Source organism: Salinimicrobium flavum (assembly GCF_042684505.1).
Taxonomy (GTDB): Bacteria; Bacteroidota; Bacteroidia; order Flavobacteriales; family Flavobacteriaceae; genus Salinimicrobium; species Salinimicrobium flavum.
The window spans coordinates 108,906-127,998 of sequence record NZ_JBHULT010000008.1 but is presented as its reverse complement, the minus strand read 5'-3'; the positions used below and the strand labels follow the sequence as shown (position 1 = coordinate 127,998).

The following is a 19,093-nucleotide window of genomic DNA, read 5'->3' as shown; positions in this document are numbered from 1 at the left end:
TCAAAAAAGTAAATGCAGGAAAACGAATTTTTAGATTTCATTGCCGGCTTAACAGAAGGATTCACTCCCGTTGTTGATGCCGGCTTTTCTGTTAAGGAATATATTCCTGTTGATCTCTCTGCGGAAAATAAGGAACTCACCCCTACCGCACTTTCCACTCCGGAAGGATTATCAAAATATCTCGACGGTTTCCTTTCCCGAACGGGTATGAAAATAGCGTGGGGCGGGTATAATGAAAAACGCGGATTGTACAGGCGGAGCAGTCTGTTTTCTGAAGCCATTGATGAAGACCTGGTAAGAGATGTTCACCTGGGAATGGATATCTGGGCACCTGCGGGAACTCCCGTATTGGCCGTGCTTGATGGAAGAATCCATAGCTTCAGGGATAATGACAATTTTGGAGACTATGGCCCTACCATAATCCTGGAACATAATTTTGAAGAACGTAAATTCTATACCCTTTACGGCCATTTAAGCAGAGCATCTCTTCAGGAATTAAAGGTTGGGGTAAGGGTAAACAGGGGGCAGCAGATAGCTGTCCTGGGCAGCCCCTTAGAAAATGGGGAATATGCACCTCATTTACATTTCCAGATCATAAAGGACCCTGGAAACAGGATAGGAGATTATCCCGGAGTTGCGTGTAGAAAAGAGTTGTCGCATTATCTTCAAAACTGTCCCGATCCCAATCTCCTGCTAAAGATCCCGTTTTCTATCTAGATCTTACCCGCTGTACTTTTTCAGCATCTTTTATGGGAATACTGATCATGGTCTTATCCCAGGCCAGGTTGAGCATTACAAAATTATAAGCTTCGGTAAAACTAATGGTGAACTGTTCGACGACCTCGTCCAGGGGCGTAACGTCAACCTCAATGGTTAATACGTCATAATCTGCTACCCGGAAGGGGACTTCATTTGCTGTGATTCCCCAGGGATACATTTCAGAATTAAAGATCACCTTCCAGGTATCTTCCATCGGGATGGTCCAGAGGGTATATTTTCCTTCGGGAAGAAGGGAGCCGTCTACAAGAATGTCTTTGGTAGTGGTAAAAGTTGTGGCTTCGTTGGCTCCTGTGCGCCACACTTGATCGAAAGGAACGAGTCCCCCGAAGATCTGTCTGTCCTTTTTATAAGGACGATTGTAAAATACTTCCAGGCTAAGCCCGTCCTTTTGATAGGTGACTGTATCTTCGGGACTATAGGATTTCGTATTGATCTTAAAGATAAAATACGAAACCATAATGGCCATTATAAGAACAATGACTCCAATAAAGCTACGCTCCAGGATTTTTCTCATAATAGCAAGGGAACAAAGTTTAGGCCGAAGTTATATAAAAAGACTGTCCAAAAAAAGTATTTTTTCGCGGTGGTTAGACTGGGTTCCCATATATAATGGTTGGCAGATTAACGAAAATTTCTTTCTCTGGACAGTTAATATAAAACAGCAGCAATAAATTACATTGCTTTAAGGGCGACGACCTTGCTTCTTCTGGAAGGATCAAGTACCTGTTCCCCGGTCCTGAACCTCTCAGCCTTTTCCAGGCTCATGATGATAGACGATCTTTGTTTTTTAAGGATCTTAAGGACTTCTTTGGGAAGTTTCCCCTCCTCCAGGATCTCATCATAAAGCTGCAGGTTCTCTTCATCCCTTTCCCTGCATTTTTTAAGCAGTTTTAAGGGACGGCTTCTGGTAAGGGCTTTTTTCTCTTCCCTCCAGTCACGATCCAGGTTACCTTTCTGGATCCATTCTTTTTCAGGCTCAACACCGGCTTGAACCAGTTGTTCTGAGATCTCATAGCTAAACCTGTTGCGGTTCACACTTTCAAAATTGAAAAACCGCTTTAGTTCTACCTGCTGAACATCTTCCCCGGCATTATAGTATACTCGCTCAGCTTCAAAGCTTGCCGACAGGAGCCAGTTTAACTTCTTAAATTTAGAGTAACGATCTTCCATATTAGTCCTTTTTAGATTATAAGACCAATATACTTTGGAGATCATATTTTGCTCTGCCAAGCAATTGTTAAAACGCTGATTTTTAATAGAATATTCGGTAAATTTTAAGAAAAATAAAAAAATCTTAAGAAAAAATTGGTGTGGTAATTCTTACCTGAACAACTGTTCCAATACGTCACCTACAAAGTAAGCGAGCAAGGCTGCGAGTCCTCCCAAAAGAAGAGTCTCCATAATGCCTATGAAAATATTCTTTTCAGCCACTATACTTTTAAAGCTGCCCACTATAGCGAGGGCCACACCTGTAAGTATGCAGGAATAAACAAAAAGTTCGGGCTTTTCGATCGACATATCAGCACCTGCGAAGAAATATGATAGTAAGGGTACAGAACCCACCGCTAAAAAGCTAAAGAAGGTTACGGCAGCAGTCTTATAAGGGGCCTTATCACTTTTAGTCATTTCAAGTTCCTCCTTCATCATGGTATCTACCCACACATCTTTGTCTGAGATAATCACTTCTATCACCTGTTCCAGGAGCTCTCCTTTAAAACCTTTTGCGGCATAGATCTCCCTGATCTCTTCGATCTCTTTATCCCGCAGGTTCTCAATTTCCCAGTATTCCACCTGCCGGTGTTTTTCAAAAGAATCCCTTTCTGCCTTAGTGGAAAAGAAGTTCCCTACAGACATTGAGAAACCATCAGCAATAAGGTTGGCCAGCCCCAGGATCACCACTACAGAGATCCCAAGGTTGGCACCTTCAGCGCCGGCAACTACTGCAAATGTTGTGATAGCCCCGTCTATCCCTCCGTAAACGAATTCGGCGATGTATTCTTTATTGAAGAAGAGGATCTTTCCCTGGGAATGGAGTTTTTTTTCCTGCATGTGGCATTATTTGAAAATGAGGTTATTCGGGTCCATGAGGTTCTCTTCCGGTCTCCATGTCGATCTCTATTTCCACCTTCACATCCTTCTCGAATCTTTTCCCCTTGATCTCGTCGTGCCTGTGGAATTCGGGTGTCGGAATTTCCAGCTGGACTTTATATTTTCCTTCCTTCGGAATTTTAAAGAATGCGCCATAATGGAGCAGGAATGGATGCCAAAGGAGTGGAAAATCGGTCTCTATGATCTGCTTTCCGTCCTCATCGAGAACTTTTCCGCGAATTTTTAAACCCGGAATAAAACGTTTGTCTTTTTTGTCTCTCACCACGATCTCCAGGTGCGTATTAAAACCCTCTTTAGGAGTGTTCCATTTCAGCTTTCCTTCCTGCAGTTGGTAAGTGCCTTCAGCTTCTTCAGAAGCCAGGCTTATGATGTAGTCATCCACTTCCTTTTCGGCGTGGTTGTCCATCTCTTTCATGTAATCCAGCGCCGCGGTATATGCTTTCCCCTGGTCTTCTGCCAGTTTGATCTTTTTTTCGTTGTCTTCGATTTTCATTTTTTTGGTCTTAAAGGTTAGTCTCTTTAAGATAAGTATCAGGGCCTGCTTTTGCTGCTAAAGACCTGTTAAAAAGAGAATCGGAAATGGTATTTTCATATGCGTTTTCCGGAGGTCCTTCAGGCAGTTCCAAAAAATTAAATCCGGTTTTGGGTTTTGCTTGAATTTTTTCTACGGAAGGGGATGTCGAATTTTACCATTTTACCTGTATGGAGTGGTTCCTTTCACCTGGTAGGGATCACGCAGCTTACGGCGGAGAAGAAGTGCTGCAATGGCTGCGGTTATCAAGCCTGAAACAGCTGCCCACAACACACTCTGAAGGATATAGTTGGTTGTATTGAAATATTCCTCTGCTTCTTCCCGGGTCATTTCTCCTGCTTCAATCGAATATTCAGTAATGTTCCTGAAATAGTTGGGGGTAATAAATTCAATAATGAGCAGCTGCACGAAAGGGGAGAGGATGACAATGCCGAGCGTGAGGATAGCTCCGGTCTTAAAGCCATCTGTCCAGCTCATAAATCCGTTGTGATAATTCTTTCTTTTGTCGTACAGGGCAAGCAAATAGATCCCTATGGCGACGATTCCAAAAAAGCTGGTGTAAAAAGAGTGCTCGGCAATATATTCATCGTGAAGTCCAAAATATTTTTCACCAAGCATCCACAGGATCATAGCGACAGAGAAAATAACAGACCATTTGATCTCGATGCGGTATTTGCTCATAGCCATAGTTAAGGTTGGTACCTTAAAAATAGGAAAAAAAGAAACCTGTTTGGAAATTGGGGCAAAAAAAATGCCGAAGCGAGTGCTTCGGCATATGAGTATTCTGTTCTTTGGACATCTCTCTATACAAATAGAGGAGAAATAAAGCTCAAAAGATTATTTATCTACCAGTACCCAGTCTCCTTTGTCAAGTAAAGGAATGGCCTGTTTGAATTTCATGCTCTTATTCTCTCCGGTCATCACATTTTTAATGGTGACCTTGTCGTTACGTCCAATCTTTGGGCGTTCCCTGGTAATGGTTTCGGTAACCTGCGGGCGTCGCTGCGTTTGTCCGGCAGCCCGGCTTTGTGAGGCACGTTCATCCATGTTGGGGATCTCTTCTTTTGAGGTCTCCACCTTTTCACGGCTTCTTACCTGCCTGGCTTCATGGATCTGGCTTGGGTTGGGTGCAGGCAGTTCCCCTTTGAAAAGGAAGGAGATCACATCCCGGTTCACCTGGTCCAGCATCACCTTGAACAATTCAAATGCTTCGAACTTGTAGATCAATAATGGATCTTTTTGCTCATGAACAGCCAGCTGCACACTCTGTTTTAGTTCATCCATCTTTCTCAAGTGCGTTTTCCACGCATCATCGATAATGGCTAAACTTATGTTCTTTTCAAAGTCATGGATAAGTTGTTTTCCTTCAGACTCGTATGCTTTCTCCAGATTGGTAACCACAGAAAGTGTTTTCACCCCATCTGTGAAGGGTACAGAGATCCTTTCAAAGTTATTCCCCTTATCTTCCCACACCTGTTTGATCACGGGATAAGCGGCCGCAGCACTGTGCTTCATCTTTTCCTGGTAGTGCTCGTAAGCAGATTTGTAAACCGTACGCGCAATCTTCAGGAAATCCATTTTCTCGAACTCGTCTTCCGTAATTGGGGAGCTCATGGAGAAATATCTTATCAGTTCAAATTCGAAATTCTTAAAGTCGTTCGCGAGCTTATTGCTTTCAGCGATCGCTTCAGAAGTATCATAGATCATATTGGCAATATCCACCCGCAATCTATCCCCAAAAAGGGCGTGGTAACGGCGTTTGTACACCACCTCCCGTTGCGCGTTCATCACATCGTCATACTCCAGCAGTCGCTTACGTACCCCGAAGTTATTCTCTTCCACTTTCTTTTGTGCCCTTTCTATTGATTTGGAGATCATGGAATGCTGAATCACTTCACCCTCCTCAAGACCCATACGGTCCATAAGTTTGGCGATCTTTTCAGATCCAAACAACCTCATGAGGTTATCCTCCAGTGAAACATAGAACTGGGAACTTCCCGGGTCCCCCTGGCGACCTGCACGACCTCTCAGCTGCCTGTCCACCCGTCTGGAATCGTGACGTTCTGTACCTACTATGGCAAGACCTCCTGCTTCTTTCACTTCAGGGCTTAGTTTGATATCTGTACCCCGGCCGGCCATGTTGGTGGCAATGGTCACCACCCCGGCATTACCTGCTTCGGCAACGATATCTGCCTCCTTCTTGTGTAGTTTGGCGTTCAGTACATTGTGGGGAACTTTCCGAAGGGTAAGCATACGGCTCAATAATTCAGAAATTTCTACGGAAGTGGTACCTATCAACACCGGTCTTCCTGCCCTTGAAAGTTCGGTAACGTGTTCAATTACCGCATTATATTTCTCACGTTTCGTTTTGAATACGAGGTCTTCTTTATCTTTTCTGGCAATAGGACGGTTAGTTGGGATCTCCACTACATCAAGTTTATAGATCTCCCATAATTCCCCGGCTTCTGTAACAGCAGTACCGGTCATACCCGATAATTTGCTATACATCCTGAAGTAATTCTGCAGCGTGACCGTTGCGAAAGTTTGGGTTGCATCCTCGATCTTCACGTTCTCTTTGGCTTCAATTGCCTGGTGTAGCCCGTCACTGTAACGACGCCCTTCCATGATACGCCCTGTTTGCTCATCAACGATCTTCACCTTATTGTCCATCACCACATATTCGGTATCCTTTTCGAACAAGGTGTAGGCTTTCAACAGCTGTCGAAGGGTATGAATACGTTCACTCTTAACGCTGTAATCGCGGAAGAGTTCTTCTTTTTTCTCAGCTTCTTCTTCTTTTGAAAGACCTAGTTTTTCGATGCCTGCGATCTCCATTCCAATTTCGGGCATCACAAAGAAATCGGGGTCATCTTTTCCTGAAAGGAATTCGATCCCTTTATCTGTAAGGTCGATCTGGTTATTCTTCTCTTCAATAACAAAGTATAGCTCGGCATCAACTTTCGGCATTTCCCGGTTATTGTCTGCCATATACTTGTTCTCGGTCTTTTGGAGCAGAGTTTTGATCCCTTCCTCACTAAGGAACTTGATCAAAGCTTTGTTCTTTGGGAGCCCGCGGTACACACGCAGCAGCTGGAAACCGCCATCTTCGGTGTTGCCTGAGGCAATAAGTTTCTTGGCTTCGGCAAGTACTCCGGTAAGATATTTACGCTGGGCCTCCACAATATTAGAAATAGCAGGCTTTAGTTGATCGAATTCATGTACATCACCTTTTGGGATTGGACCTGAAATGATAAGCGGAGTCCTGGCGTCATCTACCAGAACAGAATCCACCTCATCCACGATCGCGTAGTTGTGCACGCGCTGCACAAGGTCATCGGGAGAATGGGACATGTTGTCACGCAGGTAGTCAAACCCGAATTCGTTATTTGTTCCGTAGGTGATATCGGCATTATAGGCTTTACGCCTTGCAGCCGAATTTGGTCTGTGATAGTCAATACAGTCAACAGTCAAACCGTGAAACTGGAACAGGGGTGCCATCCAGGCGCTGTCCCTTTTGGCAAGGTAATCGTTCACGGTCACCAGGTGCACTCCGTTCCCCGTAAGGGCGTTGAGGTACATTGGCAGGGTAGCTACCAAGGTTTTACCTTCCCCGGTCTGCATTTCTGCGATCTTTCCCTGGTGCATAGCGACACCTCCAATAAGCTGCACGTCATAGTGCACCATATCCCAGGTAATGGGTTTACCGGCTGCATCCCAGGAGTTGCTCCAAATAGCGTGGTCGCCGTCGAGGTTTACGTAATCTTTTTCTGCGGAAAGTTCACGATCATAGGCAGAGGCAGTTACCTGCAGCTGTGTATTATGGGCAAACCTTCTTGCAGTTTCCTTTACGGTCGCAAAGGCTTCCGGAAGTATCTCGTTCAATACCTCCTCAGAAGTTTGATAGGATTTCTCCTTTAAACTGTCTATTTCAGCGTAGATCTCTTCTTTTCGGGTGATATCTTCAGAGGCGTCAGCTTCGGCATTAAGGCTTGTTATCTGTTCGTTTACCTCTTTTAGGGCTTCCTGTATCTTATTTTTGAAAGTGGCGGTTTTGGCGCGAAGTTCATCTAAAGAAAGGGCTTCAAACTCTTTTTCCAGCTCTTTAATCTTCGAAACAACGGGTTGAATTTCCCTAATGTCCTTTTTAGACTTGTCGCCAACAAAAACTTTCAATACTGAATCTAAAAAACTCATAGTTTTTATTGTTTTATTATGTCAAATGTACGAATAAAAAAAGCCTCAATTTTGAGACTTTTTTCTTCTATTTATTTTGTGTGCTTCTAATACTCATCCTCATTCCAGAGATAATCTTCATCGGTAGGATAATCTGGCCAGATCTCCTCGATCGAATCATAAGAATCTCCTTCATCCTCTATCGCCTGCAGGTTTTCAACAACCTCCAGCGGGGCACCCGTCCTGATGGCGTAATCAATTAACTCATCTTTTGTTGCGGGCCATGGTGCATCACTTAGGTAGGATGCTAATTCTAATGTCCAATACATTGGTTAATCGGTTTTAATTTTTGCAAAAATAATTTTTTTGACGAGAAAGTCAAGAAAAAAATCATTTATTTATCATTAATTTTAAGAACGTGTGACCGTGAATGTTTCCAGGCAAAAACGGCCGTTCAAAAGTGTGAAATTAGCTGTCTTTCTGCGGGATCCATTGAATTTCGTTGGTCTTTAGATCCTGAGTCAACTTTCGTGCCAGCACAAACAGGTAATCGCTAAGGCGGTTCAAATACTGCAAAACTTCTTCTTCAAAGGGTTCCAACTCATGTAAAGCAGTCGCTAAACGTTCAGCGCGGCGGCATACACAGCGGGTAATGTGACAAACTGACACGGCTTTGTGTCCGCCGGGAAGTACAAAATGTGTCATTTCAGGTAATTCTTCATTCATGCAATCCATTTCTTTCTCCAGAAGCTGGATATCTTCCGCAGAGATCTTTGGGATGTTGAGCCTTGCTTTTCCGCTTTTTAAGGTAGCCCTGGCGGGATCTGTGGCGAGGATGGAACCTATGGTCAACAGCCGGTCCTGAATCCTCAACAGGATCTCGTGACTGTGCTTATCTACCTCGTGATCCCTTAGTAGTCCTATATGGGAATTCAGTTCATCCACAGTGCCGTAACTTTCAATACGAATATGATGTTTGGGAACGCGGGTACCTCCGAAAAGGGCGGTTGTGCCTTTATCTCCCGTTTTGGTATAGATCTTCATTTGATTTTTGTTTTATGGCCTGTCACATGTAAGTGTGGAAGGACGCCTAAAATAAGGAAAAATGCAGGGGTTGTAAAAAATACGCGGCATTATTTGGGTACCGTGACCAGAAGGGTTCTTATACGATCTTATTACTCTCTTTAGCATTAGGGGTTTCCTGGTTGAGCAACCTGCGTCTTTCAAGAATCTTTTTTCTTCTTCTGCGGCTTCTTATATACAAAGCGAAAGCCACCACAACACACCCCAGCGCAAGGTAAAGGAATAGTTCGTTGGTCAGGAAATCGGTCATAGCAATAGGTTTGGTACTTCATAAATATACCAAATCCCTGCGGAAGGCTTAAAATTTTAACCAGACTTTTAGGAATTTTTCAGCTATCGGTTCCTGCGTCGCTCGTGGTATCTCTTGCGGAAACTGCGGTTCTTCTTATTCTCCCTGTTTTTCTTTGCCCGGTTTCGGTTCCAAAGAAAAAAAGCCAGGAAGACCACAATAATGACAAGGTACAGGAGAGTATCGCTATCGAGAAAAGACATTAAAACTTAGAATTTAGAAGGTGGTTTGTTCCTGTTCCGGTTTCCACTGATGCTGATCATACCGAAAATACGATATTTTTAGAAAACCGAAATTTTACTTCGTACTTCCTACTTTTACCCCCGTACTTCAAGATTCATTTCCTTTCTCTCGTCGCTTTCCACCATACCGTCGCGTAGCCTTATGATCCTGTGTGCATGCCTGGCGATCTCTTCCTCGTGGGTTACGAGGATCACGGTATTTCCTGCTGCATGTATGTCATCAAACAGGTTCATGATCTCTACGGAAGTTTTGGAATCGAGGTTTCCGGTAGGCTCATCGGCGAGGATAATAGAAGGTTTGTTCACTAAAGCTCTTCCCACGGCCACCCGCTGTCGTTGTCCTCCCGAAAGCTGGTTGGGTTTATGGTCCATCCTGTCGGCCAGGCCTACATCGGTAAGGACCTTTTCGGCCCTTTCCTTGCGTTCGGTTCTTGTAGCCCCGGCGTAGATCATGGGTAACGCCACGTTGTCAAGGGCAGTGGTGCGGGGCAGGAGGTTGAAAGTTTGGAAAACGAATCCTATCTCCTTGTTCCTTATCTCGGCAAGGTCATTGTCGCTCATCTGGCTAACATCGTTTCCGTTGAGGATGTATTGGCCCGAAGTGGGCGTGTCCAGACATCCCAGGATGTTCATTAAAGTAGATTTCCCGGAACCTGACGGACCCATAAAGGCCACATACTCGCCCTTATCAATGTCGAGGTCGATGCCTTTTAAAACTTTTACAATTTCCTGCCCCAGGGAGAAATCCCGGGTAATATTCCTGATCTTTATTACGCTGCTCATAAGCAAAATTGAATTCAAAAGGTTAGACGCAGGGAAGAGGATAATGTTACATTCGATCAATTATCAGTTATCAATTATCAATGAACAATTAGCAGAATCGATTTAATTATTCGGTATTTGATCCTCATCCCACACCCCCTCCTCACCTCGGCGGGCAGGCTCTCCCTGAGGGAGAGGAGCTACATGAATTACTCCCTCTCCTCTGAAGAGGGTGGGGAGAGGATGAGATTTTTCATTGTTACCGTCTTTGCGAGGGGGGCAACCGACCGCGGCAATCTCCCGTTGTGATGTCACCGCGCTTCTTTGCCCCGGCCCTAAAGCCCGCCTGCCGGCAGGTGTGGCATTGGTGACCTATTTTATGATTCTCATCCCACACCCCCGCCCCACCACGGCAGACAGGTTTGCAAAGAGGAAAAAACCTAAATTACACCCTGATCACAAAATGCTCTTTTTCCTGTTCCTGCCGGAAGAAAACCAAACCCCAGAAAAAGGTATCTATGGTAACGGTCACAGACGGATGTTTTTTGATCTCTTCCCATGCTTCTTCCATCCCTGCCGACCAGTGAATATCATCGAAGATCATGACCGTATCGTTATGTACAGTGGGAAGCAATTTTTCAAAATAACGTAAAGTCGCTTCTTTCCGGTGATTGCCGTCTATATATAGTAGTGAGTATTGAGTATTGAGTATGGAGTTGGGTTTACCCGGCACGGATTGCAAATCTGCGCCATCTGTTCGTCGGTTGTAAGTTGTCGGTTGTGGGTTGTCGGTAGTGGAAAAATTGGAATTTGGCCCGCCTTCGCCAGGGCTTCGGCGGGTAAAGATTTGAGATTTGGAATTTATGTCCTCTGCCCTCTGCCCACTGTCCTCCAGAAAAGCTTCAAATTTCCCAACCTTAGGCTCAATTCCTGAAAAGTTAAACCTATCGAACTGCTCCTTTGCTATAGCAGCTGTTTCAAGACATCCTTCTATCGTGGTAATCTTTACTTCATTTCCTGCTGCCATAGCCGAAGTTCCCAGCCCCAGGGAGGTGCCGAGTTCCAGTGCCCGGTCCACCTTGAGGTAACGTACCAGCCTGTTTAGGAGTCGGGCGCGCTTCGTGGAAATTCCGGCGTTTTTTGCTATTTCGGAAACCCTGCGTTCATCAGATCTGAATGTTCTGCTTCCGGCGCCGAAGTCTTTTATTTTAATAATTCTTTTATCCTTCCGCAGCGCTCTTCGGTATTGCTTCAGGATCGCGTAAGCGGGATATTCCTTTTTGTCATAAAAGCATTTCGTGACCAGATTGAATACAAACGGCGAGTGTACCCCATGTTGGTTCGTGGAGCGAAGGAGGAACTTTATGTAAGCAAAAATAATGTGCATCGTACTTCAACCCTTTCAGGGTTCCAAACCCTGAAAGGGTTCGTTCGTATATTCTTTTTGATGGTATATTTTAAAGTTTTCCAAATCACCAAACAATTCAAAAACTTCCTTTTTCTTAACTATAGCTTCTTCTTTTATAAATTCATGATAAGAACTCCATTGATAAGAAGAAATGTTTTCAGCAACTGAATGATGAACAGGATTGTTATGGATGTAGAATATCAATTTTCTCAAATAATCTTCAGAAGTTATTCTCTTACGTTCAAAGGGTTTTTCCAGAAGACTTCCTGTTCTTCCGTATTTCTTATTAATTGCCTGAACATATGCATTAAATAAATGACCGAGCTGTCTGGAGGCATCAGGTTTCTTCGGTTCTTTCCCCGGAGAAAATAAATAGTCCTCCTTCTTAATTTCACTGTCAGTTTTGAGATAAATAAGTACATGAAAATGATTCTGCATTAGGCACCAGGCAAAGGTATCGGCTACAGCATACATGTATTTCTTATAGAGTCGCAGGAAATGTTGATAATTATCCTCCTCAAAAAAGATGTTTGAACCGTTGTTCCCACGGTTGTAGATATGGTAGAAGTTTCCCGGTTCTATAGGTTCGATCTGCAATTTTTTTATTTTGAGGAAAGAAATTAAATATAAAATTTCATTAAACCAACCACTTTCAGGGTAAAAACCCGCTGAAAGGGTTGGGTAATCGGTCACCCCTTTCGGCGGCTTGGAGCCCCGAAAGAGGGTTAGGTGTAATCAACCGCTTTCAGGGTTAAAAACCGCTGAAAGGGTTGTAACTACTCCATCTTCGCTCCCAACTCAAACCACCTCTCCGTTTTCTTCTCGATCTCATCTTCGGTCTTTTTGAGGGACATCGAAGTTTTGGCGATCTCATCGGGATTTAACTCCTGCAGGAATTTCTGCTGAATCTCTTCTTTCTTTTTCTCGAGGTTATGGATCTCCCGCTCCAGCTTCTGGTATTCCTTCTGCTCGTTATAGGTAAGTCCGGCAGAAGGAGTTTCTTTCTTCCATTCCTTTTTGTCGGTTGGCGTTTCAGGTTTGGCTGCAGGCTCAGGTTCCTTGCTGGATTCATACTCCCGGTAATCGGTATAATTTCCGGGGAAATCCACAATTTCAGTATTGCCTTTAAACACGAACAGGTGATCTACGATCTTGTCCATAAAATACCGGTCATGGGAAACCACGATGAGGCAGCCCGGAAAATCTAAAAGGAAGTTTTCCAGAACGTTCAGGGTCACGATGTCCAGGTCGTTGGTAGGCTCATCCAGGATGAGGAAATTTGGATTCTGAATAAGCACGGTACACAGGTAAAGGCGTTTTCTCTCGCCCCCGCTGAGTTTCTCCACAAAATCGTATTGCTTCTTGCGGTCAAAGAGAAAACGTTCCAGCAACTGCTGCGCAGAGATCTGCCTTCCCTTTTTAAGCGGAATATAATCCCCGTATTCCCTGATGACGTCTATTACCTTCTGACCTGGTTTTACCTCAATTCCCCGCTGGGTGTAATACCCGAATTTCACGGTTTCACCGATCACGACCTTGCCCGAATCTGGTTGAACAGCGCCTGTCATAATGTTCAGGAAAGTGGATTTTCCTGTTCCATTCTTGCCAATGATCCCCAGGCGGTCACCCGGCTGGAAGTTGTAATTGAATTTATGCAACAGTTCCAGGTCGCCATAGCTTTTCGAAATATTATGGAACTCTACAATTTTATTGCCCATACGTTCCATATTGATCTCCAGTTGCACCTGGTGGTCATTACGGCGTTTGGAAGCCCGGTCCTTGATCTCGTGGAAATCTTCGATGCGGGATTTCGACTTGGTGGTACGGGCTTTTGGCTGTCGCCGCATCCAGTCAAGTTCTTTCTTGAAAAGCTGTTTAGCCTTATCGGTATTGGTTTGATCAAGGGAGATCCTTTCTTCCTTTTTGTCGAGGTAATAGGAGTAGTTTCCTTTATATGTGTACAGGTTACCATCTTCCAGTTCTACGATCTCATTACAAACCCGTTCCAGGAAGTAGCGGTCGTGGGTAACCATGAAAATGGTAAAATTCTCTTTGCGGAAGAATTCCTCCAGCCATTCGATCATGTCCAGGTCGAGGTGGTTGGTGGGCTCATCCATGATGATAAGATCCGGTTTGTTGAGGATCATGGAAGCGAGCGCCAGTCTTTTTTTCTGTCCTCCGCTCAGGCTCCCCACCATGGCATGCAGGTCTTCCAGATTGAGCTTGAAAAGTATTTGTTTGTAAGTGGATTCGAAATCCCAGGCCTGGTGGGCCTCCATCTGTTCAAATGCTTTTTGATAGGCTTCGGAATCTTCCGGATTCTCCAGGGCCTTTTCATAGCGCTCTATTACCTTCAGGATCTCATTGTCTGAAGCGAAGATGGTCTGCTCTACGGTAAGTTTCGGATCCAGGTTTGGTTCCTGCGGAAGGAAAGCGGTGGTAATATCCTTTCGAAACACCACCCGACCTTCATCGGGAGTGTCTGCTCCTGAGAGGATGTTGAGCAGGGAGGTCTTTCCCGTTCCGTTCTTGGCCACAAAACCCACTTTCTGTCCCTCATTGATCCCGAAGGAAATTCCCCGAAAGAGTTCCCGCTCCCCGTAAGCTTTGGCTATATTTTCAACCGATAAGTAATTCACGCAGTTATTTTTTGCAAAAGTAGGGATTTCAATGATCAATGAGCAATTAACAATTAGCAGAGACTATTAGAAGATTTTTAAGCCGTCTTTGCGAGGGAGGGGACAACCCGACCGCTGCAATCTCACGTTGGGGAGAGTTCTTTCGTGAAAAGTAAAAAAGAAAAATTGGAGGTCCTAAAGAAGGAGATTGCTTCAGTCGCTCTGCCGAGCTCCCCTGCCTACCGGCAGACAGGTTCGCAAAGACGGAAAGAATTTTAATATGATGTTGCGAACGAAAAGGAATGGTTTTGCCATGAAGAAGGATTATTAATTCCTCTCATTGCCAGGCTAGGCTTTGTTTGAATGCCATTGCAAATCGAATGAAATAGAGCTATGTAATATTTTTGTAGAATCACTTCCGGGAGCGTAAACAAAATATTTTTTTATCTTCCCCGTTAGAATAGAGCAAATTTGTTGGAGGTATAGAGAAAAATCCTTTTTATTTGTAAACCAATTGAAGCATATTCCAAATCTTATGAAAAAATATCTTTTAGGCCTACTCTTTGTTTTGGCTGCTACACTTACCGGCTATTCTCAAACCTTTAGTTACGGGCTTAAAGGAGGAATTAACTATTCCATGGGCGGCGAGATCCAGGGTAATAATTCTACACTTAGTTATTGGGACGGAATAGCAGAAGGGGAAGGAGCTCTTGGATTTCACGGAGGAGTTTTTGGACAAGTAAATTTTGGAAAGTTCTTTATCCGTCCGGAAATCGTTTATAGTTCCTTAACACAGGAATTTGCAATTCCTAAAAGGGATGAGAATACGGAATTTAATGTTCAAACTTTTACAATCCCTGTTCTTCTGGGTTACAACATATACGGACCCTTGGATATTTATGCAGGTCCGGTTTATTCCAATATTCTGGAATCTCAAATTCCTGACGAGGAACTAAATGACCATATTGTAGTGCAGAATACTCCCATTAATGCACAAATAGGTGCTAAAGTAGAATTCGGACGTTTTGGCGTCGACGTGCGATATGAACATTCGTTGTCTGATGCAGAGAGACAAGCAGTGGATTTTATAAATAGTGAATATGGAGGTAATCAGGGAGGAGCTAACAAGGGCTGGTTCAATGATTCCCGGTTAAATCAGGTTATTGTTAGTTTGATCTTTAAAATTGGCGGACCCGGACTTAATGAAGGACGCCGCAGAGGTAGATCTTGCTATTAAAATTCTATTGTCTTTCTTGGGTACTTACTTTTTAACTTTTTCAAAAAAGTCCTGACAGATCTTAAAGGCATAATAAATTCAGTTAGATCTTATTTTGTGACTGAGAAGGAGGTACGAATGCTGCAATCTATTTTCAGTTTGGATTTATGAACTCTGCTTCTGTTATAATTCAATGCAGAATGAGCCTTTTTGCCGCAGCAGTCTAACTTTGAATGGTATCGTAGAAGAGATTCTTCAGTCGCTCTAAGAGCCCCCCTGCCTACCGGCAGATGGAAAAATCTTTAGATCGCCCCTAAAAAGAGATTCTTCAGTCGCTCTTCCGAGCTCCTTCTGAATGACACTTCAGATTCAACAAACCACAACAACAATCAAAAAGGCCAAAAGCCAACAGCTAAAGGCTAACAGCCATTAGCTAACAGCCAATAGCTTTTCGAATTAACACCAATTAACAAAGTAGTGCTTCAATTATTTTATTATTAACATTCAACACCTATATTTGTCTTAACCTTATTAGTCCCGAATGAGTGTCAGGCCATTAGTACTTGTTGTTTGCGTTTTAATTTTTCTTTCTTCCTGTGTGCCGACAAAGCGGCTGAAATATCTGCAGGAGAGTGAAGCCACCATTGACAGCGTGATCTCGGTGGAACGCATTCAGAAACCTTACCGCATTCAGATCAATGACCTGCTGAGCATAAGGGTGAAGGCACTTGACCAGGAGCTGGTGGGGATGTTCAACCCTATTGGGGAGGAGAATCCTAACGCAACAGGGGAAGAAAGACTTTATTACGACGGTTTTTTGGTGGACCGACATGGGAACATCAGGGTGCCTACTTTGGGAAATGTGAAGGTGTTGGGGTATACGGTAGACGAGGTGCGGGAGATGATCGAAAAAGAGTTGCTGGAAAAGTATTTTACTGAACAGGCAAACATATTCGTCACCGTTAAACTTGCCGGAATAAGGTACACTACCATTGGTGAGATAGGCTCGGGCAGCCAGGTGATCTATAAGGAGCAGGTGACCATTATGGAAGCCATTGCCAATGCCGGGGATATTTCTGAATTCGGTGACCGTACAGATGTGATCATCGTGCGGCAGTATCCGGGTGGAGAAAAAAGGCACCATATTGACCTTACGACCATAGATGCGATGAGGTCCCCCTACTATTATATTCAGCCCAATGACCTGATCATTGTGAATCCGCTTCCGCAGAAAGCCTGGGGTTTAGGGACTACAGGATTGTCCAATTTCCAGACTTTCACCTCGGTCCTGGCTTTAGTGATAAGTAGTATTTTAATTTTTACACGGTGATGTATGGCACATGAAGACGATCACATTTCAGACGTAGGCTCCACCTTTGACTTTAAAGGTTTTATCCTCAAGGTCTTTAGTTACTGGCAGCTTATCCTTATTTCCATCGCTATTAGTTTAGGGGTGGCATACTATAATAACGTTCGGAAGTTACCGGTTTACCGGTTGGGGAATTCCATTTCCATAAAAGACGATCAGAACCCATTTTTTACCAGTAATACCAGCTTGACTTTTAACTGGGGCGGGACTTCAGATAAGGTGAATACGGCGATGACCATTTTGCGTTCCCGGTCTCATAACGAAGAGGTAGTGGAGCGGCTGCAGTACTATATAGGGTATCAGCAGGATGGTAAATACCAGCGGGTGAATGCCTATGGGTTTACCCCTTTTAAAGTGGTAGCAGATACGGCCGCCTTTCAGGCGCAGGGAAAAACCTTTACCATAAAATTCAAAGATCCCGAAACCTTTACCCTCAGCACTAATTTTCCGACAAGTAACACCCCGGTGTTCAATTACCGCACTAAGGAGAGTTCCTCGGTAGTGGTAGAGGAGGGGGAGTTTGTAAAGGAGTACCATCTCGATGAACCTATTGACCTGCCTTTTTTCAGCGGAAAACTGGTGCCAACACCTATTGCCCCGGTTATTGACAAACCCTATTATTTGCAATTCAAACATTTTGACGGTACCGTTGGCAGATTCAGGGGTGTTTCTGTGAATCCGCAGTCCCAGGGCGCGTCAGTGTTAAACTTGTCCATGACAGGGGATAATAAAGCTGAAATTGTCGACTACCTTAATGGTACGGTGCGGGTGCTGAGCCAGAATATGCTTGAACGCAAGAACCTGTTTGCGACCAAGACCATCCGTTTTATTGACAGTAGCCTGAATGTGAAGGCTATGGAGCTGCAGGTGGTGGAAGATGAGCTGAATAAATTCCGGAATACCAATTCCATCCTTGATATTTCCGCGGAAAGCAGTCAGCTGAATTCAAAACTCTCCGGTCTTGATGTGCGAAAAGAAAGTATTGCCCGCCAACTGGCCTATTATGAGACCTTGCAGGACTACCTGCAGACCCGCAGCGATTATTCAGATGTTCCTGCACCCTCTGTAGCCGGTATCAATGAAGGGAGTATAGTAAGCGGGGTAGGCCGTATTCTGGCTTTGGCCGAAGAGCGCCGTAAGTATGAGTATTCCCTACAGGAGGACTCCCCGGTTTTTGATAACATTGACCGCCAGATCAATGCGGTAAAAGATGTGCTGCTTGAAAATATGGATTCCTCCCAGCGTTTGCTGCGGCAGGAACTTCGGGATATCAATAGGGATATCGCCCTGGCTGAATCAGAGATCAGGAAGCTTCCGCAGGAAGAACAGGACCTGCTAAAGATCCAGCGTAAATATTCGCTGAGTGAACGCACGTACAACCTGTTCCTCGAAAAACGCAGTGAAGCAGGGCTCATCAAAGCAGCCAACGTTAGTGATGTGATGGTGATCGACACCGCCAAGGATACCGGCGGAGGACAAATTGGACCAAACACTCAGCTTAACTACGTAATGGCTTTAATGGTTGGAGGAATGATCCCCTTGACCTTTGTTTTTCTGCTGGTATTTCTGAATACCAATGTCCATAATGCACAGGAAGTAACCAGGTTATCGCCTATTCCCATTCTCGGGATGATCGGGAAGAGCCGCATGGAAACCAACCTGGCGGTGTTTCAGAAACCCAAATCGGCCATTGCCGAAGGTTTCCGGGGCTTGCGATCGAGTCTGCAGTTTATGTATAAAAAGCAGGGCGTCACCGGGTCTAAAACAGTTCTTATTACCTCCTCAGTTTCGGGAGAAGGGAAAACTTTCTGCGCCATGAACCTGGCCACAGTTTTCGCCCTCAGTGAAAAGAAAACCGTGTTGGTGGGTGCCGATTTACGTAAGCCAAAGATCTTTGATGACTTTAAGATCAATAATGATGTAGGGGTAGTCAACTACCTTATTGGCCAGGAATCTTTGGATACCATTATTCAGCCAAGTATGGTGCCATACCTGGATGTGATCACTGCCGGGCCTATTCCGCCAAACCCTTCTGAACTTCTTATGAACGAGCAGATGGAAACCCTCATGGCTGAGCTAAAGGAGCGTTATGATTATATCATCATGGACACCCCGCCTGTAGGGGTGGTGGCTGATGCGCTTAACCTCATTAAATATGCTGATGCCTCCTTATATCTTATCCGTCAGGATTACACTAAACGCGGCATGCTGGAGGTGATCAATGAGAAATACAACAAAGGTGAGGTAAAAAACATCTCCTTCGTTTTAAACCACTTTGTCCACCGCGCCAAATACGGTTATGGTTATGGCTACGGTTATGGTTATGGTTACGGCTATGGCTACGGTCAATACGGGAAAGGCTACGGACAGCAGGAAACACGTAAAAGTAAGCTGAAGAGGAAGTGGAGGGAGATCATGAGGAATTTTGAATAAGCAGTTTCCTCCATTAAACTTATTCTAAGAAAAGTAAGAACCGCTCAGGGAAGTAGTGTTAGGCAGACATAACCCTTTT

At 44.4% G+C, this 19,093-nt stretch carries 19 protein-coding genes; 5 read left to right on the top strand and 14 right to left on the bottom strand.

Annotated elements, in window-relative coordinates:
- The first annotated feature begins 12 nt into the window (after nt 1-12).
- Complete coding sequence (locus ACFSTG_RS08730) at nt 13-717, top strand: peptidoglycan DD-metalloendopeptidase family protein (RefSeq protein ID WP_380751213.1); 705 nt, start codon at nt 13-15, stop codon at nt 715-717.
- On the opposite strand, the gene ACFSTG_RS08725 is transcribed toward ACFSTG_RS08730, so the two are convergent.
- The 11 genes from ACFSTG_RS08725 to ACFSTG_RS08675 form a co-directional block, all read right to left on the bottom strand.
- A complete protein-coding gene (locus ACFSTG_RS08725; protein ID WP_380751210.1) occupies nt 710-1,294 on the bottom strand; it encodes a DUF2911 domain-containing protein in 585 nt (194 codons plus the stop codon). The two genes, ACFSTG_RS08730 and ACFSTG_RS08725, sit on opposite strands and share 8 nt — an antisense overlap.
- Before the next feature lie 158 nt (nt 1,295-1,452).
- On the bottom strand, nt 1,453-1,995 hold the full coding sequence (locus tag ACFSTG_RS08720) for a DUF2383 domain-containing protein (RefSeq protein WP_380751207.1): 543 nt from the start codon (nt 1,993-1,995) through the stop codon (nt 1,453-1,455).
- Between the two features lie 105 nt (nt 1,996-2,100).
- Entirely contained in the window at nt 2,101-2,829 is a 729-nt protein-coding gene (locus ACFSTG_RS08715) for a VIT1/CCC1 transporter family protein (RefSeq protein ID WP_380751204.1), read from the bottom strand.
- A 22-nt stretch (nt 2,830-2,851) separates the two neighbouring features.
- Nucleotides 2,852-3,382, bottom strand: a complete 531-nt coding sequence (locus tag ACFSTG_RS08710; RefSeq protein ID WP_380751201.1) for an iron transporter — start codon at nt 3,380-3,382, stop codon at nt 2,852-2,854.
- Nucleotides 3,383-3,583: 201 nt separating this feature from the next.
- Nucleotides 3,584-4,102 carry a DUF4199 domain-containing protein gene (locus ACFSTG_RS08705; RefSeq protein ID WP_380751198.1) on the bottom strand — a complete coding sequence of 173 codons (519 nt, stop codon included), beginning with the start codon at nt 4,100-4,102 and terminating at the stop codon, nt 3,584-3,586.
- Nucleotides 4,103-4,258: 156 nt separating this feature from the next.
- Nucleotides 4,259-7,615, bottom strand: a complete 3,357-nt coding sequence (gene secA, locus ACFSTG_RS08700) for a preprotein translocase subunit SecA (RefSeq protein WP_380751195.1) — start codon at nt 7,613-7,615, stop codon at nt 4,259-4,261.
- Nucleotides 7,616-7,701: 86 nt separating this feature from the next.
- Nucleotides 7,702-7,923: a DUF2795 domain-containing protein gene (locus tag ACFSTG_RS08695; protein ID WP_008272287.1), complete on the bottom strand. Its 222-nt coding sequence runs from the start codon at nt 7,921-7,923 to the stop codon at nt 7,702-7,704.
- A 139-nt stretch (nt 7,924-8,062) separates the two neighbouring features.
- Complete coding sequence (locus tag ACFSTG_RS08690; protein WP_380751192.1) at nt 8,063-8,638, bottom strand: cob(I)yrinic acid a,c-diamide adenosyltransferase; 576 nt, start codon at nt 8,636-8,638, stop codon at nt 8,063-8,065.
- Between the two features lie 118 nt (nt 8,639-8,756).
- Nucleotides 8,757-8,927: a hypothetical protein gene (locus ACFSTG_RS08685; protein WP_380751189.1), complete on the bottom strand. Its 171-nt coding sequence runs from the start codon at nt 8,925-8,927 to the stop codon at nt 8,757-8,759.
- A gap of 83 nt (nt 8,928-9,010) precedes the next feature.
- Nucleotides 9,011-9,169: a hypothetical protein gene (locus tag ACFSTG_RS08680; RefSeq protein WP_380751187.1), complete on the bottom strand. Its 159-nt coding sequence runs from the start codon at nt 9,167-9,169 to the stop codon at nt 9,011-9,013.
- 114 nt (nt 9,170-9,283) lie between these two features.
- Nucleotides 9,284-9,991, bottom strand: a complete 708-nt coding sequence (locus ACFSTG_RS08675) for an ABC transporter ATP-binding protein (protein WP_380751184.1) — start codon at nt 9,989-9,991, stop codon at nt 9,284-9,286.
- A 117-nt stretch (nt 9,992-10,108) separates the two neighbouring features.
- On the opposite strand from ACFSTG_RS08675, the gene ACFSTG_RS08670 reads away from it, so the two are divergent.
- Entirely contained in the window at nt 10,109-10,279 is a 171-nt protein-coding gene (locus ACFSTG_RS08670) for a hypothetical protein (RefSeq protein ID WP_380751181.1), read from the top strand.
- Nucleotides 10,280-10,415: 136 nt separating this feature from the next.
- Here ACFSTG_RS08670 and ACFSTG_RS08665 read toward each other — a convergent pair whose 3' ends face one another.
- The 3 genes from ACFSTG_RS08665 to ACFSTG_RS08655 form a co-directional block, all read right to left on the bottom strand.
- On the bottom strand, nt 10,416-11,357 hold the full coding sequence (locus ACFSTG_RS08665) for an O-methyltransferase (RefSeq protein ID WP_380751178.1): 942 nt from the start codon (nt 11,355-11,357) through the stop codon (nt 10,416-10,418).
- A 15-nt stretch (nt 11,358-11,372) separates the two neighbouring features.
- Entirely contained in the window at nt 11,373-11,975 is a 603-nt protein-coding gene (locus ACFSTG_RS08660) for a transposase (RefSeq protein ID WP_380751175.1), read from the bottom strand.
- 179 nt (nt 11,976-12,154) lie between these two features.
- Nucleotides 12,155-14,017: an ABC-F family ATP-binding cassette domain-containing protein gene (locus ACFSTG_RS08655; RefSeq protein ID WP_380751172.1), complete on the bottom strand. Its 1,863-nt coding sequence runs from the start codon at nt 14,015-14,017 to the stop codon at nt 12,155-12,157.
- A gap of 514 nt (nt 14,018-14,531) precedes the next feature.
- On the opposite strand from ACFSTG_RS08655, the gene ACFSTG_RS08650 reads away from it, so the two are divergent.
- The 3 genes from ACFSTG_RS08650 to ACFSTG_RS08640 all read left to right on the top strand — a co-directional run bounded on the left by ACFSTG_RS08650 (nt 14,532) and on the right by ACFSTG_RS08640 (nt 19,014).
- The gene (locus ACFSTG_RS08650; protein ID WP_380751168.1) at nt 14,532-15,233 is read left to right on the top strand and encodes an outer membrane beta-barrel protein; all 702 of its coding nucleotides are present in this window, start codon (nt 14,532-14,534) and stop codon (nt 15,231-15,233) included.
- Nucleotides 15,234-15,753: 520 nt separating this feature from the next.
- The gene (locus ACFSTG_RS08645; protein ID WP_380751165.1) at nt 15,754-16,542 is read left to right on the top strand and encodes a polysaccharide biosynthesis/export family protein; all 789 of its coding nucleotides are present in this window, start codon (nt 15,754-15,756) and stop codon (nt 16,540-16,542) included.
- 3 nt (nt 16,543-16,545) lie between these two features.
- Entirely contained in the window at nt 16,546-19,014 is a 2,469-nt protein-coding gene (locus ACFSTG_RS08640) for a polysaccharide biosynthesis tyrosine autokinase (protein WP_380751162.1), read from the top strand.
- Nucleotides 19,015-19,093: the final 79 nt, after the last annotated feature.

Excerpts from the sequence above, each read along its gene's own strand:
- ACFSTG_RS08710 (WP_380751201.1), bottom strand. The coding sequence starts at position 3,382 with ATGAAAATCGAAGACAACGAAAAAAAGATCAAACTGGCAGAAGACCAG.
- ACFSTG_RS08725 (WP_380751210.1), bottom strand. The coding sequence starts at position 1,294 with ATGAGAAAAATCCTGGAGCGTAGCTTTATTGGAGTCATTGTTCTTATA.
- ACFSTG_RS08690 (WP_380751192.1), bottom strand. The coding sequence starts at position 8,638 with ATGAAGATCTATACCAAAACGGGAGATAAAGGCACAACCGCCCTTTTC.
- ACFSTG_RS08675 (WP_380751184.1), bottom strand. The coding sequence starts at position 9,991 with ATGAGCAGCGTAATAAAGATCAGGAATATTACCCGGGATTTCTCCCTG.
- ACFSTG_RS08730 (WP_380751213.1), top strand. The coding sequence starts at position 13 with ATGCAGGAAAACGAATTTTTAGATTTCATTGCCGGCTTAACAGAAGGA.
- ACFSTG_RS08715 (WP_380751204.1), bottom strand. The coding sequence starts at position 2,829 with ATGCAGGAAAAAAAACTCCATTCCCAGGGAAAGATCCTCTTCTTCAAT.
- ACFSTG_RS08720 (WP_380751207.1), bottom strand. The coding sequence starts at position 1,995 with ATGATCTCCAAAGTATATTGGTCTTATAATCTAAAAAGGACTAATATG.
- ACFSTG_RS08665 (WP_380751178.1), bottom strand. The coding sequence starts at position 11,357 with ATGCACATTATTTTTGCTTACATAAAGTTCCTCCTTCGCTCCACGAAC.
- ACFSTG_RS08680 (WP_380751187.1), bottom strand. The coding sequence starts at position 9,169 with ATGTCTTTTCTCGATAGCGATACTCTCCTGTACCTTGTCATTATTGTG.
- secA (WP_380751195.1), bottom strand. The coding sequence starts at position 7,615 with ATGAGTTTTTTAGATTCAGTATTGAAAGTTTTTGTTGGCGACAAGTCT.
- ACFSTG_RS08705 (WP_380751198.1), bottom strand. The coding sequence starts at position 4,102 with ATGAGCAAATACCGCATCGAGATCAAATGGTCTGTTATTTTCTCTGTC.
- ACFSTG_RS08685 (WP_380751189.1), bottom strand. The coding sequence starts at position 8,927 with ATGACCGATTTCCTGACCAACGAACTATTCCTTTACCTTGCGCTGGGG.
- ACFSTG_RS08645 (WP_380751165.1), top strand. The coding sequence starts at position 15,754 with ATGAGTGTCAGGCCATTAGTACTTGTTGTTTGCGTTTTAATTTTTCTT.
- ACFSTG_RS08695 (WP_008272287.1), bottom strand. The coding sequence starts at position 7,923 with ATGTATTGGACATTAGAATTAGCATCCTACCTAAGTGATGCACCATGG.
- ACFSTG_RS08640 (WP_380751162.1), top strand. The coding sequence starts at position 16,546 with ATGGCACATGAAGACGATCACATTTCAGACGTAGGCTCCACCTTTGAC.
- ACFSTG_RS08650 (WP_380751168.1), top strand. The coding sequence starts at position 14,532 with ATGAAAAAATATCTTTTAGGCCTACTCTTTGTTTTGGCTGCTACACTT.